16 protein-coding genes are annotated in these 14336 nt (G+C 53.9%); 6 read left to right on the top strand and 10 right to left on the bottom strand.

Annotated features, from left to right (window positions below; all coding sequences use genetic code 11):
* Nucleotides 1-29 precede the first annotated feature (29 nt).
* From MJ923_RS00310 to udp, 5 genes are all read right to left on the bottom strand, one after another.
* A complete protein-coding gene (locus MJ923_RS00310; protein WP_240589405.1) occupies nt 30-539 on the bottom strand; it encodes a DUF2059 domain-containing protein in 510 nt (169 codons plus the stop codon).
* A gap of 44 nt (nt 540-583) precedes the next feature.
* Nucleotides 584-1516 (bottom strand): SPFH domain-containing protein, encoded by a 933-nt coding sequence (locus MJ923_RS00305; protein ID WP_240589404.1) that lies wholly within the window; start codon nt 1514-1516, stop codon nt 584-586.
* Between the two features lie 12 nt (nt 1517-1528).
* Entirely contained in the window at nt 1529-2440 is a 912-nt protein-coding gene (locus tag MJ923_RS00300; RefSeq protein WP_240589403.1) for an SPFH domain-containing protein, read from the bottom strand.
* A gap of 22 nt (nt 2441-2462) precedes the next feature.
* On the bottom strand, nt 2463-2930 hold the full coding sequence (locus MJ923_RS00295) for an NfeD family protein (RefSeq protein ID WP_126169252.1): 468 nt from the start codon (nt 2928-2930) through the stop codon (nt 2463-2465).
* 139 nt (nt 2931-3069) lie between these two features.
* Nucleotides 3070-3828 (bottom strand): uridine phosphorylase, encoded by a 759-nt coding sequence (gene udp, locus MJ923_RS00290; protein ID WP_126169251.1) that lies wholly within the window; start codon nt 3826-3828, stop codon nt 3070-3072.
* Nucleotides 3829-4208: 380 nt separating this feature from the next.
* Between udp and MJ923_RS00285 the strand changes: the two genes are divergently transcribed.
* Complete coding sequence (locus MJ923_RS00285) at nt 4209-4424, top strand: HP1242/YdcH family protein (RefSeq protein ID WP_126169250.1); 216 nt, start codon at nt 4209-4211, stop codon at nt 4422-4424.
* 72 nt (nt 4425-4496) lie between these two features.
* Here the strand turns inward: MJ923_RS00285 and MJ923_RS00280 are convergent, their stop codons facing one another.
* Nucleotides 4497-5672 carry a type III PLP-dependent enzyme gene (locus MJ923_RS00280; RefSeq protein WP_126169249.1) on the bottom strand — a complete coding sequence of 392 codons (1176 nt, stop codon included), beginning with the start codon at nt 5670-5672 and terminating at the stop codon, nt 4497-4499.
* Nucleotides 5673-5976: 304 nt separating this feature from the next.
* Here MJ923_RS00280 and MJ923_RS00275 point away from each other — a divergent pair, with 304 nt between their 5' ends.
* From MJ923_RS00275 to MJ923_RS00260, 4 genes are all read left to right on the top strand, one after another.
* Nucleotides 5977-6810 carry a mechanosensitive ion channel family protein gene (locus MJ923_RS00275; protein ID WP_240589402.1) on the top strand — a complete coding sequence of 278 codons (834 nt, stop codon included), beginning with the start codon at nt 5977-5979 and terminating at the stop codon, nt 6808-6810.
* A 279-nt stretch (nt 6811-7089) separates the two neighbouring features.
* Nucleotides 7090-8112 carry an outer membrane beta-barrel protein gene (locus tag MJ923_RS00270; protein ID WP_240589401.1) on the top strand — a complete coding sequence of 341 codons (1023 nt, stop codon included), beginning with the start codon at nt 7090-7092 and terminating at the stop codon, nt 8110-8112.
* Between the two features lie 320 nt (nt 8113-8432).
* Nucleotides 8433-9350 carry a LysR family transcriptional regulator gene (locus MJ923_RS00265; RefSeq protein WP_240589400.1) on the top strand — a complete coding sequence of 306 codons (918 nt, stop codon included), beginning with the start codon at nt 8433-8435 and terminating at the stop codon, nt 9348-9350.
* On the top strand, nt 9344-10282 hold the full coding sequence (locus tag MJ923_RS00260) for a LysR family transcriptional regulator (protein ID WP_237158677.1): 939 nt from the start codon (nt 9344-9346) through the stop codon (nt 10280-10282). Before MJ923_RS00265 ends, MJ923_RS00260 begins: the two co-directional genes overlap by 7 nt.
* 71 nt (nt 10283-10353) lie before the next feature.
* On the opposite strand, the gene MJ923_RS00255 is transcribed toward MJ923_RS00260, so the two are convergent.
* A complete protein-coding gene (locus MJ923_RS00255; RefSeq protein ID WP_240589399.1) occupies nt 10354-11238 on the bottom strand; it encodes a radical SAM protein in 885 nt (294 codons plus the stop codon).
* A gap of 133 nt (nt 11239-11371) precedes the next feature.
* Here MJ923_RS00255 and MJ923_RS00250 point away from each other — a divergent pair, with 133 nt between their 5' ends.
* Nucleotides 11372-11626 (top strand): hypothetical protein, encoded by a 255-nt coding sequence (locus tag MJ923_RS00250; RefSeq protein ID WP_240589398.1) that lies wholly within the window; start codon nt 11372-11374, stop codon nt 11624-11626.
* A gap of 237 nt (nt 11627-11863) precedes the next feature.
* On the opposite strand, the gene MJ923_RS00245 is transcribed toward MJ923_RS00250, so the two are convergent.
* The 3 genes from MJ923_RS00245 to MJ923_RS00235 form a co-directional block, all read right to left on the bottom strand.
* Nucleotides 11864-12181, bottom strand: a complete 318-nt coding sequence (locus MJ923_RS00245; protein ID WP_240589397.1) for a putative quinol monooxygenase — start codon at nt 12179-12181, stop codon at nt 11864-11866.
* A complete protein-coding gene (locus tag MJ923_RS00240; protein ID WP_240590216.1) occupies nt 12178-12639 on the bottom strand; it encodes a GNAT family N-acetyltransferase in 462 nt (153 codons plus the stop codon). The genes MJ923_RS00245 and MJ923_RS00240 overlap by 4 nt, the downstream gene beginning before the upstream one ends.
* Nucleotides 12640-12716: 77 nt before the next feature.
* Nucleotides 12717-14324, bottom strand: a complete 1608-nt coding sequence (locus MJ923_RS00235; protein WP_240590215.1) for a DHA2 family efflux MFS transporter permease subunit — start codon at nt 14322-14324, stop codon at nt 12717-12719.
* Nucleotides 14325-14336: the final 12 nt, after the last annotated feature.

Genomic DNA, 14336 nt, shown 5'->3' with positions numbered 1-14336 from the left:
CCTCTTTTTTATTCAGACACAAGCAGTGATTACTGGTTGTTCTTGGCGCGTTCCGCCTGAAGCTTACGCTTAAAATCTTCTACCAAGGCGTCCATTTTCGGCATCGCCTGCTGCATCAGCCCCATGGTCACCTGCATCGACTCCTGAGTCATGGCCGGCATCTTTTTCACCATGGATTGACCGGTTTCACTCTGATAAAAAGCCAGCATGTCGCTGATTTCTTTCTCGGTTAAGTTATTCACGTAGATATCAATCATCGGGCCTTTGAGCTTATCCCAACCTATCTCCTCAGTGATAAAGTTAACGACATTAGCGTTGAATTCATCCACGATCGCACGCTCACTTTCTTTCACCTGCAGCTGCGCCTGCATCTGGTTCATCATGCCTGCCATCTGGCCATAGATGGCATCCATCAGGGCATCGGCATTCATGGCAATCAGCAGCTCTTCAACCTGGGCACGGCGCTCTGCTTCACCGGCAAATACCGGAGCACTCAGGAGGCTTGCGCCGATCAGGATGGACATCAGTGTCTTTTTCATAGGGCTTTCCTTGCTATGATTCAGGCGTTAACAACGCTGTTATTTCAGCGCTTTTCTTTTAATCCCATGGCATCCATCCACTGGTCGAAGTTGACCATATTGGCGGGCACCACCACGCGGCTGCCTTGCTGGCCAAGGCCCTTGAGCTGACTCAGATACTGCTCACCCAGTTGTAGCCTGAGTGCGTTCTGGCCCCCGGGCGCAGCAATCACCCCGGCGAGCTTTTCAATCGACTCGGCGGTGGCACGGGCAATGGCCAGGATCTCTTCCGCCTTACCTTCGGCTTCGTTGATGCGCTTTTGCATCTCACCTTCTGAGCGGTTGATGGTTTCGGCCTTGATACCCTCGGAGCGGTTAATTTTGGCCTGTTTATCACCTTCACTCTTGGCCAGCAGCGCCCGGCGCTCACGCTCGGCGTTCACCTGCATTTCCATGGCGTTTTTCACGGTTTCAGGCGGCTGGATGTTTTTAATCTCGTAACGATGTACCCGAATACCCCAGGTGGCACCGGCCTGATCCAGCACTTCCACCACCTTGGCGCTGATCACATCGCGCTCTTCGAAGGTGCGGTCCAGCTCCAGAGTACCAATCACAGAGCGGGTGGTGGTCTGCGCCAGCTGGATGGCGGCAAAGCGGTAGTCGGTCACGCCGTAACTGGCTTTAACCGGGTCAACCACAGAGATATAAATCACCCCGTCCACTTCCACCTTTACTTCGTCGCTGGAGAAGCATTCCTGCGGCGGAACATCGATAGTTTCTTCTTTCAGATCATGAATATAAGAAACCTTATCGATAAAGGGGACCAGAGCGTGGAAGCCTGCATCCAGGGTGGAGTGATACTTGCCAAGACGCTCAACAATATAAGCCGACTTGGTGGGCACCAGACGGATAGATTGGAACAGCTTCACAATAAAGATGAAGAAAATCAGGCCCCAGATGGCCATCACAATCAGATCGGTTTCTACTGGCAATTCCATGTGTGCGTCTCCTTATGCCTTGTTCAATGCGTGGCTGACTTTGTCCATGCCTTCGAAGAAGCCTTCCATCTTGCCAAGCTCCGCCGGAACCACTGAGACTTCGGCATTTTTCAGCACTTCACCTATCTGCTTGATGAACTGTTCCTTAAGCTGCATGTTCATCGCTTCGGTACCGCCATTCACCGACAGGGCATGGGAAACCAGCGCCATACCTTCGGCCTTGGCGCCGGCCACAATGGCGATTTCCGCCGCTGTGCCCCTGGCTTCGTTGATGCGCTTTTGCTTCTCGCCTTCAGAGAGGTTGATGGCCTCCTGACGCTCACCTTCGGAAAGGTTAATCATGGCCGCCTTCTCGGCGTTGGCGAGGGTAATTTCTGCCCGCTTGCGACGCTCAGCTTCCATTTGCTTTTCAAGGGTATGAATAACGTGGCGCGATGGGGTGATGTTCTTAATCTCGTAGCGCAGCACCTTGATGCCCCAGGGCTCAGAGGCCTTATCAATTTCGCGTACGATGGACTCGTTGAGGCGATCCCGCTCAGAGAAGGTTTCACTCAGGGTGAGCTTACCGATTTCCGAGCGCATGGTGGTCTGGGCCAGGTTTACCGCCGCCAGACGATAATCCTCAATGCCATAGCTCGCCAGTTTGCCATCCATCACCTTGAGGTATACCAGGCCATCCACCTCAAGCTGGGTGTTGTCCTTGGAAATACAGCTTTGGGCGGGTACGTCCAGCACCTGCTCGCGGGTATCGTGTTTGTAAGCCACCCGATCAAAAAACGGGATCAGAAAATGGAAGCCGGGTGCCAGCACGGTGCGGAACTTGCCAAGGCGCTCAATCACAGCCACCTCGCGCATGGGCACCACCAGCATCAGCTTAAAAAGAAGAAAAACAATGAATAAGAAAACGATTGTGAACAGTAACATGGTTCCCTCCCTGTTCGAAAAATCAGGCGTGTTGGTCCGCAGGCACAGCCTCGACCACTAATGAAATGTTGTCACGGCAAATTACCCTGACACGGCTTCCTGATGGGATCAGGCTGCCATCCCCCAATGCGGGCCAATCGGCCCCCTGAAACTCGACCCGGCCCGGTTTTTCCCCCGGCCCGATATCGGCTTTAACCAGCGCCTGCTGATTGTACAGATCCAGCTCTTCATCGGTGTTGTCGACGTGAGAGTCGCCCCCCACCAGTCGCTGAGTCACATGACGAAATCCCAGCAACAACACCATAGAACTGATGAACCAGAGGGTGAAAGCCTGAGCCACGCCCTCAATCAACCCAATGCCCAGCGAGGCCGCCACAATAAGGCAGCTTGCGCCCAGCAGGATGACAATGCCACCGGGTACTATGACCTCGGCCAACATCAACACCACACCGACACAGGCCCAAATGATTACCGGATTTGAAAACTCCATCTCCCCCTCCAATCCAGTGCGATCCTGACACGACTATAACAGCAGTTTTTCAGCTTGGCGACATATTATGTCAATCATAATGGAATTTCTTTGACCATAAAAAAAGCGCCCCGAGGGCGCCTTTTTAATCAAGCCGGGATCAGGCCAGCAGCTTGCGGGCCGCAGCCACTACCACAGACACAGCACTGACTTCTGTGTTCTTCATGGTGGACTCGTCCGGGATCTCCTGCTGGGTGCGGTTTACAATCACACCAGCCACACAGGCAGCGCGCCAGCCTTGAGAGGCACACATGGTGAACAGGGTGGCGGACTCCATCTCGTAGTTCAGCACGCCCATGTCCTGCCACTCTTTCATGGAACCTTCAAAACGACGGGTCACGCGGCCAGATACAGTATCGTAACGCTCCTGACCTGGATAGAAGGTGTCGCTGGAGGCAGTTACACCAACGTGTGGCTCAACACCGGCATCGCGGCAGGCGGCTACCATGGCGCTGGTACATTCAAAGTTGGCCACCGCAGGGAACTCCATAGGTGCAAAGTGCAGGCTGGCGCCATCAAGACGCACAGATGCCTGGGTCACAATCAGGTCGCCCACGTTCACATGGGGCTGAATGGCACCCGTGGTGCCCACGCGCAGGAAGGTGTTGATGCCCAGCTGAGCCAGCTCTTCCACGGCAATAGAGGTAGATGGACCACCAATACCGGTAGAGCAAACCACCACAGGCTTGCCGTCCAGATAGGCCAGATAAGTGGTGAATTCGCGGTGGCTTGCCAGGAAGGTTGGCTTATCCATCAGTTCGGCGATTCGCTTCACGCGCTCCGGGTCGCCCGGCACAATCGCCAGGGTGGCGCCGTCGAGCATGTCTTTAGTCAAACCCAGGTGAAATACATCAGCCATGGTGAAAACCCCTTTCATTTTTGATAATAAAATTCTAATAGCTTCGACTTTAACCTAGTATCGAAGCCGATAAGGTTAACTTGATCACGAAATTTCTGCCAATGCGTAAAGGTTATGTCGTAATAGAGTTACCAAACAAACTAATCTGCTGATTAATAAGATAGCAGCCGTGAGTAGCGATTCCATTGGCCGAAAGGCCGATTCCCACAAATGTGATCACAGTGGCAAATCCGGTGGTCAATTCGCAATAAAAGTCTTAAAAATAAATAGCTTAATTTAATGATATTCATTTGGTGATCCAGATCACTTTTTGCCCTGAAACTCAGGCGTAGGGTTAAGGTGAACCCAAGAAAAAACACCTGTAAAAAAGGACGCTGCCGATGTTTCCAGAGTACCGAGAGCTGATCACCAAATTAAAAACCGAAGATGCGCACTTTATTAAAAAATTTAATGAACACAATGAGCTAGACAAAGAAATCACAGAATTGGAGAGACATCCAGCCAGCGACAGCACCCCGGAATTGAAAGTTTTGAAGCAGAAGAAGCTGCACTTGAAAGAGGAAATACACCAAATCCTCAAGTCATACGACAACTGATGTCACCCTGTTAGCTGCTGCTTCAAAAAGCGAAGGGCGCCGATAAGGCGCCCTTCTTTTATAGGAAAACCGTTACAGGTAGTAGTCTTTCAGTGGTGGGAAACCGTTGAAGCACACTGCTGAATAGGTCGTGGTGTACGCGCCCGCAGTCAGCCAGTAGAGGCGATCGCCAATGGCCAGATCAGCGGGCAGGCCATATGCGTAGTGCTCATACATGATATCGGCGCTGTCGCAGGTAGGACCGGCAATCACGCATTTCTCCAGCTCACCCTTGGCCTCGGTGTAAATCGGGTACTTGATGGCCTCATCCATGGTCTCAATCAGACCGGAGAACTTACCCACGTCGGTATACACCCAACGCTCCAGCGCCGTGTGGGATTTACGGCTGATCAGCACCACTTCCGATACCAGCACACCGGCGTTGGAAATCAGCGAGCGGCCTGGCTCCAGAATGATCTCCGGCAGTTCATCACCAAAGTCCTCTTTGAGGAAGTGTTTGATCTGCTGGGCATAAACACCAAGCTGATTGGTTTTGTCGATGTAGTTGGCGGGGAAGCCGCCACCCATGTTGATCATCTTCAGGGTAATGCCGTGATCGTCGCGCAGACGGTCGAACAACACCTTCACCTTGCCAATCGCCGCATCCCAGGCGCCGATATCGCGCTGCTGTGAGCCCACGTGGAAGGAGATGCCATAAGGGTCCAGACCCAGCTCTTTGGCCAGAGCAAGCAGCTCGTAGGCCATTTCATTCTGGCAGCCGAACTTACGCGACAGCGGCCAGTCAGCGGTTTGTGAGCCTTCGGTCAGAATGCGCACATACACTTTTGAGCCGGGGGCTTCTTCGGCAATCATGCGCAGATCCGCTTCAGAGTCGGATGCAAAAAGGCGAACACCGCGCTCAAAGAAGGCACGCACGTCTTTGCGCTTCTTGATGGTATTGCCAAAGCTGACCCTATCGGCGCTTACGCCCACAGCCATCACCATATCCAGCTCATAGATAGAGGCGATATCGAAATTGGAGCCCTTGTCTTTCAGCAGCGTCAGGATTTCCTTCGCCGGATTAGCCTTAACTGCATAATAAACGTTGGCAAAGGGAAAATTAGTCACCATGTCATCGTATTGCTTCGCGATGATATTGGTATCAATCACCACGAAAGGGGTTGCCTTGTCCTTGGCGAATTCCTGAATTCGCGCAAAGGTTTCACTGTCATAAAAATCAGCAACGTCAATAGATTGAAATTGGCTCATTGGCCCTTGGTCTCCTGTGCTTCGCCTAAATAAAGGATGGCAGTCTGCCGCTAAAAATCGAGCGAAGTAGACGCTATTTTTTATGAAGATGCAACGAATTTTTATGCGATTTGCGTAATTTATTATTCATACAAAGTCAAATATATTGAACGGTGCGTTTTAATTAATAAAAACAAAAAGATATAGAAGGTTTTGCGACCACAAAATCGGTACCTATCTGCATTTTTTTGCTCTCATTTCTGCTGTTGATTGGCTAAGATGTCCCTTGCCCTCAGCTTGAGGCAAAGATAAAGGAAATATGGACATGAATTCGAGTCTGGAACAGGAACTGGCGCAGCTTCAGGGCGCCTACGACATCATTTACCAATATCTGGTGAATTACAGCTTTCAATTGATGGGCGCCATCCTCATCTTTCTCGCGGGCCTGTGGCTGGCAAAAAAGGTGGCCTCTATGGTGGCCAAGCAGCTCGAAAAGCATGAAATCGATATCACCCTGAGCAACTTTGCCACCAATCTTATCCGTATTTTGATTGTGATTATGGTGGCCATTGTCGCCCTGAGTAAGCTTGGGATCAGTGTCACCCCCATGGTCGCCGCCATAGGTGCTGCCTCCCTTGGTGCAGGTCTTGCCATTCAGGGAATGCTGTCCAACTACGCCGCCGGGATCACCATCATAGTCACCCGCCCCTTCGTTGTGGGTAATACCATCAGCGTGCGCGGCGTCACCGGCGTAGTAAAAGACATACTGCTGGGCATGACCATTCTGACCAATGAAGAAGGCGAACAAATCAGCATCCCCAACAAGCACATTGTCGGTGAAATCCTGCATAACTCCTTCGAGTTCAAATTGGTGGAAAGCCATTTCAATATTGCTTATCAGGAAGATGCCGAGGCAGTTGTGGTCCTTATCAACGACGCCCTGTGCCAAAGCGGCCGCCTCAGCGCCGAACATCCACCTCAGGTTGGTATTAACGGCTTTAATGCTATAGGCATCGAGATAGGTATCCGCTATTGGCTGCCAACCCAAAGCTACTTCCAGGACAAATACATTACCCATCAGGCGATTCACAAAGCGCTGAAGGCAGCCGCGATCAAGATCCCCTGCCCCAGCCGTGAAGTGCATCTGATTTCGGAATGAATCAACGCCGGTAAGCGCCATTCATAAGCGCTGATGGGGCTGAGTCACCAAAGACCTGCTAATCAGCACCAGCAATAAAGCTCACCAATAAAGGCTCCGCATTTGGCGGGGCCTTCATTTTTTCTGCTTATCCGTTCTTGTGCCATTCATTCGTCCGGCAAATAAATATAACCACAGCTAATAATCAATATTAGATTCGCCTTATCGTTCATCACCGTTGCCTTGCCTACAATGGCTTCACTTTCGAAAACAAAGTGTTCCAACACCAAGGAGTGAACGATGAAAAAGTCAATGATTGCACTGGCCCTGATTGCTGCCACCTCTTATGCCAGCGCCGCCGCACCTGATAGCGGCTTCTACTTCGGCGCCGGCGCCGGCCAGACTGACTTCAACAATGTCAGCACCGACAGCCACCTGAAAGACGGTGACGACACCGCCTGGAATGCTGTTGCAGGTTATCAACTGAACAAATATTTTGCCGTCGAAGCTGGCTGGCAAGACCTGGGCACCCTGGATGCCACCGATATGCGCGGCGCAGCGGCTCAGGGTCAGAACATCGACGTGAGCGGTGCCACCCTCGGCATTGTGGGTACCCTGCCACTGTCTGAGAAATGGTTTTTGACCGGTGAGGCGGGAGCCTATCAGTACCACCTCGAGCACCAGATGGGCGTGGGCAAGTACGTGAGTGCCACTGACACCTCTCCCTATGTGGGCGCCGGTATCGGCTATCGCATCACCGACAATATGGACGTGACCGCCAAGTACCGCCGTTTCACCGATATCGATGAAACCGCATGGGAAACCGCCCATATGGACGCCGAAACCGTTGGCGTGCAGCTGACCTACCGCTTTGGTGCCAAGCCGGCTCCGGTAACAGCCGTGACACTGCCTGCAGTCATCGACAAGCAAACCAAGCCGATGCCTCGTCCTGTGGTGGAAACCCGCACCGAGAGCACCAGTGTTGCCGTACTGTTCGGCTTTGATTCAGCCACTCTGACCGGTGAAGGCCAGGCCAAGCTGGACCAAATCGTGGACCTGTCGAAGCAGAACGATAAAGACGCCATTGTGCTTATCGGTCAGGCCGACAACCAGGGCGATGCGACTTACAACCAGATGCTGTCTGAGAAGCGTGTTGCCACAGTGACCGATTATCTGGCCAGCCACGGTGTTGACGTACAGTCCATGGACCAGCGCGCCGAAGGTGAAACTCAGGCCCATGGTGACAGCATCAGCGAACGTCAGCTGGAGCGCCGGGTGATTGTGACCCTGACCGCCGAGAAGCAAATTCAGGTAGCCCCGTAAGGGGTACCTTCAAGGTTTGGATAGTGGGGCTGATGGATTGCCCAACCTCCCGGTTGATTCAATGACTGCCACTTTGAGTCAACCACGCCTCGGGCAAGCTCGTTCTGCTCAGAATTGCCAATCATGCATAGCCGCTATGCAGCTCCCCCCGGCAATTCCCGACAGAGAGCAGAGCGAGTGGAGGGGACGGCGCTTTCAGCCTTTGTGATCCGGGGCCATGGAATGGCCTTTTTTATATCCACAGGGTTTGTGCAGCTAATTTTGCGATAAGGGTGCTTTCATTTTATAGTCAGCAGGTTACCCCCTGCTGTGAGACACGGATGCCCCTTTCGGACCAAAACCTTGAAAAGCTCAGAGCGAGCGATCTCAATGCCCTGTTTACCCTGTCGGTACTGCTGGAGCATGCCCATGTATCCAGAGCGGCGCAGGCGCTGGGAATGTCCCAATCGGCCATGAGCCAGGCATTGAACCGCTTAAGAGTGCTGTTTGAAGATCCCCTGCTGATTAAAAGTCACAACGGCATGACTCTGTCGAGCAAGGCAGAAGCCATGCTGCCTGAGCTGCAAAACTGCCTCACCATGGCATCGGCGCTGCTGGGGGATCAGAGTTTTGACCCGGCCAAGGCGCAGGAGCAGGTACGCTTCGCCATGAATGATGTGGCGGCTCAGCTGCTTATTCCCGACCTTATCAGCCACTTTGGTGAACGCGCGCCGGGGCTGACGCTGGACTATCAGGCCCAGCACAAAGACTGTTTTCAGTCGCTGCTGCGGGACAGACTGGATTTGGTGCTGGGGTTTTACGACAGCTTTCCCAAAGGTATCAGGCACACCAGTATCGGCAAGGCTTGCTGGCAATATGCCACCCTGGATAGTGATTCAGGCCCCAAGCGACTGCTCAGTTATCAGTTTCAGGAGCACGGCCAGTTAAAGCAGCAGCAAAGTCTGCAGGCCATGGATGATGCGGCGCAGGGTTATTTACTGTCGTCCGAATCCTTAAGCGTGCTGGTCAATGGTCTGCGCCAGGCCGGAACCGCCACCCTGCTGCCCCATCATGCGGTGCTGGTATTGCCCGCAGAAATACAACAGCGGCTGGTCTGGTTTGGCGAGCCCCAATACCTCGATTTGCAGCTGTGCTGGGCGGACCGTCCAAGGCACAGACAACTGCATCAGTATTTTCGAAACGAGTTGGCATCGTTAGTGAAGGCCAGCCTGTTATCCAAAGAGTTTTCATTATGTTGAATCAGGCCGACATCGCCCGTATCCGTAGTTGCGACCTCAATCTGCTGCTGTGTCTTGCAGTATTGATTGAAGAGCAGAGTGTCTCGCGCAGCGCCGAGCGGCTGGGCCTGTCACAACCGGCCATGAGCCAGAACCTGAAAAAACTGCACAAGCTGTTTGATGAACCGCTGTTTGTTAAGCAAGGCCAGGGCATTGCCGCCACCGACAAAGCGCTCAAGCTGTACCAGCCGCTGCACCAGTGGCTGCAATTATCCAGCCGACTGCTGCTGCAAAAGCCATTTTTGCCGGAGGAAGCCAGCGGTAAAATTCGCTTCAGTCTGGTGGCCGATGTGGCCGAGGCCTTTGTGCCGAGACTGCTGGAGCGGTTGATGGTGGATGCGCCCAATGTGGAGCTGGAGTTTATCCATAAACCGTCGGATATCTTTTCCATGTTGGAGTCGGGTGAGCTCGACTTGGCAGTAGGCGGGGTGGAAATGCCGCCGCCCAACATTTATGGCCGCCGCACCACCCGCGAGCAATATCTGGTGTTTTTCAGCCCAAATCATCCCATCGCCAAGCTGGCAAAGCCGACGATTGAAGATGTGTTCGAGTGGGATCATGCCCGCTTCAGCGCCTCGAATCTGATTGAACAGCAAATCGACCTGTTGGCGCAGGAGCTGGGCCTTGGCCGCAAATGCAGTTTCAGCTGCTCATCGATTCTGGTACTGCAACAATCCCTGAAAGCCGGCAGGCACCTGGCATTCCTGCCGGAGCGATTCTTAGCCCGCAGCGAAGGCCTGCAGCATCTGGCGCTGGCACAAATCCCGGCCATCGAAGGCATGCTTTACTGGCATGCAAGGGTACATAAAGACCCATTAATCCAATGGTTTAAAGATTTGTGTATCGAGCTGACCAAAGACATGATTGCCGAGGGACAGCTGCCACAATCCTAGTGGCACACCTCCAAAGTCGGCTCTGTGCTTGCCTGTGCCTCAGCGAAGCGAGTACGAGAGCCAAGCAAGCGCTACAGCCCCCGCTGCCACTCCTGTCGCAGATTTGCCTCGGCAGGCGCCTGCATTGCCAGTTGAACCTGCCTGAGCAGCGCATCCTTATCCCGCCCCAAAATGCCCTTCAGCACCAAATAGTTGGAAACGTGATCTGAGCGGAACACAGTCTGCTCAAGTTCAAGATTGGCCAGCAGCGTGTGCATTTCGGTAAAAAGTTCCGCCTGGGACGGCAGCTCAAAACCGCCATCAAACCCCTCATCCATCCGCGCCTTGCCAAGCGGCAATGTCACCACCAGAGTGCTCAGATAATCGGGCTGGGCGGCATTCATCAGCCGGGCGGAATTCAGCGCATGCTGCTGCGACAGAGCCTTGCCGCCGAGGCCATTTAAAATCATCACCGACGATTTCATCCCCGCGGCGCGGATTTTTTCCAGCGCCTCCAGCGACGATGCAAAGGTTTCACCCTTGGCAACCCGGGCCAGCACTTCATCATCGCCGCTCTCGCAACCGACATACATCAAACTAAGCCCCAGCTCCCGCAGCCGCGCCAACTGTGGTACCGACTTATTGGCCAGATTGCGCGGCAGGCAATAACTGCTCACCCGGCTCACATCGGGCAGGTATTGTTTGATAAGCAGCAAGATGGCTTCGAGGCGGGCAAATGGCAGCGTCATGGCATCGCCATCGGCCAGAAACACCCGTCTGATGGGCACGCCCGAGGCAGCAGCTTTGGCCAGTTCCGCCTCGATTTTGTCTTCTTTAAAGGCCCGAAAACGTTTCTGCTCGGCGGTATACATGTCGCAAAAACGGCAGCGGTTATAGCTGCAACCGTTGGTCACTTGCAATATCAGTGACTTCCATTCCGAGGGTGGACGAAACACGGGCGCGATGTAGTCGAACATACTTAAGTTGATCCTTGACAAGCTCTGGGTGCGTATAGAGGATAAACATGCGCCAGCGCAAATTTTAACCAGATAAAATAGGGTAAAATGCGCGCTTAATATGCCAGTTATCACCTAATTGTTGGGGCGAGATATGATGAATCAAACCTTGGCGGTGGATCAAGACAGGCGAGGGATTGCACTGCGTACCCAGGACCACTGGGACACCATGACCGCAGAACAGAAGATGAGCCTCTACCGGCTGCAAACCTGGGGATATCGCCTGCTGTTTGTGCGAAACCTGCCCCAGGGTCCATTGGCGATTATCGCCCAGGATAAAGACATAGCCACCCTGGATGCCGATGGCGAGTTGAACATCCGGCCTGAGATAACCCTGAGGCCTCATTAAGCCTTCGCGGGCCCTGTTGCCGATGCCCCCTCCCGGCAGTCCTCCCCGGCAATAGTGGGCTGACACAGACAGCAGGCGGTCAATCTGGTCGCCACTGCCTTGTTTTCTCAAATCCCTTTCCCTTCCGGCACAGTTCAAGACTTCCCTGATACGGCCTTTTCGCATTCTGTGGCCGATTCACGCTCAAACAAAAAGCCCCGCTCGGCGGGGCTTTTGCTCAGATGGCTTGCTTGCAAATCAGGCGATGATTTCGTGATAGGTTTCTACCTGATACGACTCCACCAGCCCCGGCATGACCTGATGAAAATAGTGCTGGATAGCGTCTTTGGCGCAGTGCTCCTCAAACGCCTGCAGGTCGACAAACTTCTCCACAAAGGTAATGCGTCTGGGCTCATCACGGCTCTGGTTCAGCTCGTAGCGGATACAACCCGGCTCGCGGCGGGTGTCGGCAATCAGCGAACTTAAGGCTGCAATCAGCGCCTCTTCTTTGCCGGGAAAAGCCAGAAAGCTGGCAACACATACCAATTGGCGCTCGTTTTTCACGTATTGAGTCATGACATCGATTCCTTGTTGAACAACATGTCGAGGTGGGGAATACCATCTTCAAGATAGACTTCGGAGACAGCTGCAAAACCCAATGAGCCATAAAAGCCTTCGAGGTACTGCTGGGCACCAATCCGGATCCCGGCATCAGGCCACTGAGTCAGCGCAGCCTCTATAGCCTGGGCCATCAACTGGCGCGCATTGCCGCCGCCACGGGCTGCCTCAGCCACCGCCACCCGGCCAATACTGGCCTCAGGGTAACTCACTCCCGGCGGCAGAATACGGGCGTAAGCCATCAGCGCATCATCACGCCAGCCAAGCAGATGCAGTGCATCCGGAGCCAGATCTTTGTTGTCCAGTTCGGGATAAGGGCAGCTTTGTTCCACCACGAAGATATCAACCCTGAGCTTGAGCAGCTGATACAGCGTCAGCGCATCCAGCTCAGCGAAGCGTTTGATTTGCCATTGGATCACGGGGCTCTCCGAAACAGTCGAAAACGCCAGTCTATCACCGCCAAACCCGTGGCGCAGCCCCGCCGTTATCGGAATTAATGCATCTCACCGGCACTGGCGCCCGGCGCCTGTTTGCCCCTAGGACGGATAAGCAGCACTGCCACAACCGCCAGCCCCAGCAACATGCCAATGGCAAAAAACACATCGTTATACGCCTGCATAAAGGCTTCCCGCGTCAGGGTATCGCCAAACAGCTTGCGGGCCATGGCATCGGCGCTGACAGGGTCAATCCCCGAGGCAAACAGGCTCGATGCCTGCGCCGACAGATGCTGCTGCACCGAGGCTCTGACCGCCGGCACCGACTCTTTCAGATAGGCCAGATGCTCCCGCGCCCGGTTATCGAGCATGGTGGCTACCAGCGCAATACCACAGGCGCCGCCAAGATTTCGGATAAGATTCAGTAGTGTAGAGGCGCTGGCACTGTCCTGTGGTTTAAGGTGCATGGTGGCAATAATACCTATGGGCACCAACACAAAGGGCTGCCCCATGGCGCGCACAATTTGCGCCACTATCATTTGCTCACCGGCGAAGTCGGCGGTCATATGGGAGTTCAGGTAATAACTCAGCGCAAACAGTAAAAAGCCCCATGCCGCCAGATAACGGGGATCCCAGCGCTCAACCAACTTGGGCACCAGCGGCAGGATCAGCAGCTGCGGGAAGCCCATCCACATGATGACCTTGCCAATCTCCAACGCCGAGTAATTGTGGATCTGCGACAAGTACAGAGGGATTAGATAGATGGCGCCAAACAGGCCCAACCCCAGCAGAAAATAAGCCACAGATGACAGCGCAAAGTCACGCTGCGCCAGCAGTCTGAGATTCACCAGTGGCGCCCGGCTTCTGAGCTGCAATACCACAAACAGCACCAGATTGATGGCCGCAACTATGGCAAGATTCAGGATAAGATCCGAGCCAAACCAGTCTTTGCGGTTGCCCTCCTCCAGCACCACTTCGAGGCAGCCAAGCCCCAAAGCCATGGTCAGAATAGCCCCCAGACTCACCTGGGTCAGCTTGCTCCAATCGATAGGATGCTTCTCAAGCCCCCACCCCAACATGGCCAGCACCAGCAGTCCGGGTGGCAGGTTGATGTAAAACAGAAAATGCCAGCTGAAATGCTCGGTAAGCCAGCCGCCCAGAGTTGGGCCAATCGACGGCGCAAAGGTAGCCGTTACTCCAAACAGCGCCATCCCTGTGGCCCGCTTTTCCTGAGGCAAACATTCCACAATCAGCCTGAAGGCCAAGGGAATTAAGGCACCACCAAAAAAGCCCTGCATCGCCCGAAAGGCAATAAGCGAGTTTAAATCCCAGGCCATGGAGCACAAAAGCGAACTGACAATAAAGGCCGAGGTACTCCACAGCAAATAACGGCGCACCGACAAGCCGGTGCTGAGCCAACCGGACAGCGGAATGGCAATCATCTCCGCCACCAGATAGGCGGTGGAAATCCAGGAGCCTTCTTCCAGTGTCGCCCCCAGGCTCCCCTGAATTTCCTTCATCGACGCATTGGTGATTTGGATATCCAATATCGCCATAAAGGCGCCGATAAGACCGCCCATCACAGCAATCCAGGCGCGGCGGCTGCCAACCCCATAGTCGATGGCGGGGGCAATATCAGATTTGTCGCCCGGGGCGTGGCCGGGCATGGAAACAGAGTG

Source organism: Shewanella zhuhaiensis (assembly GCF_022484835.1).
In the GTDB taxonomy this organism is placed as follows: Bacteria; Pseudomonadota; Gammaproteobacteria; order Enterobacterales; family Shewanellaceae; genus Shewanella; species Shewanella khirikhana.
This window is presented reverse-complemented; position numbering and strand designations above follow the sequence as displayed.

Excerpts from the sequence above, each read along its gene's own strand:
- MJ923_RS00280 (WP_126169249.1), bottom strand. The coding sequence starts at position 5,672 with ATGAGCCAATTTCAATCTATTGACGTTGCTGATTTTTATGACAGTGAA.
- MJ923_RS00250 (WP_240589398.1), top strand. The coding sequence starts at position 11,372 with ATGATGAATCAAACCTTGGCGGTGGATCAAGACAGGCGAGGGATTGCA.
- MJ923_RS00260 (WP_237158677.1), top strand. The coding sequence starts at position 9,344 with ATGTTGAATCAGGCCGACATCGCCCGTATCCGTAGTTGCGACCTCAAT.
- MJ923_RS00245 (WP_240589397.1), bottom strand. The coding sequence starts at position 12,181 with ATGACTCAATACGTGAAAAACGAGCGCCAATTGGTATGTGTTGCCAGC.
- MJ923_RS00305 (WP_240589404.1), bottom strand. The coding sequence starts at position 1,516 with ATGGAATTGCCAGTAGAAACCGATCTGATTGTGATGGCCATCTGGGGC.
- MJ923_RS00265 (WP_240589400.1), top strand. The coding sequence starts at position 8,433 with ATGCCCCTTTCGGACCAAAACCTTGAAAAGCTCAGAGCGAGCGATCTC.
- MJ923_RS00275 (WP_240589402.1), top strand. The coding sequence starts at position 5,977 with ATGAATTCGAGTCTGGAACAGGAACTGGCGCAGCTTCAGGGCGCCTAC.
- MJ923_RS00310 (WP_240589405.1), bottom strand. The coding sequence starts at position 539 with ATGAAAAAGACACTGATGTCCATCCTGATCGGCGCAAGCCTCCTGAGT.
- MJ923_RS00285 (WP_126169250.1), top strand. The coding sequence starts at position 4,209 with ATGTTTCCAGAGTACCGAGAGCTGATCACCAAATTAAAAACCGAAGAT.
- MJ923_RS00300 (WP_240589403.1), bottom strand. The coding sequence starts at position 2,440 with ATGTTACTGTTCACAATCGTTTTCTTATTCATTGTTTTTCTTCTTTTT.
- MJ923_RS00270 (WP_240589401.1), top strand. The coding sequence starts at position 7,090 with ATGAAAAAGTCAATGATTGCACTGGCCCTGATTGCTGCCACCTCTTAT.
- MJ923_RS00295 (WP_126169252.1), bottom strand. The coding sequence starts at position 2,930 with ATGGAGTTTTCAAATCCGGTAATCATTTGGGCCTGTGTCGGTGTGGTG.
- udp (WP_126169251.1), bottom strand. The coding sequence starts at position 3,828 with ATGGCTGATGTATTTCACCTGGGTTTGACTAAAGACATGCTCGACGGC.
- MJ923_RS00255 (WP_240589399.1), bottom strand. The coding sequence starts at position 11,238 with ATGTTCGACTACATCGCGCCCGTGTTTCGTCCACCCTCGGAATGGAAG.
- MJ923_RS00235 (WP_240590215.1), bottom strand. The coding sequence starts at position 14,324 with ATGCCCGGCCACGCCCCGGGCGACAAATCTGATATTGCCCCCGCCATC.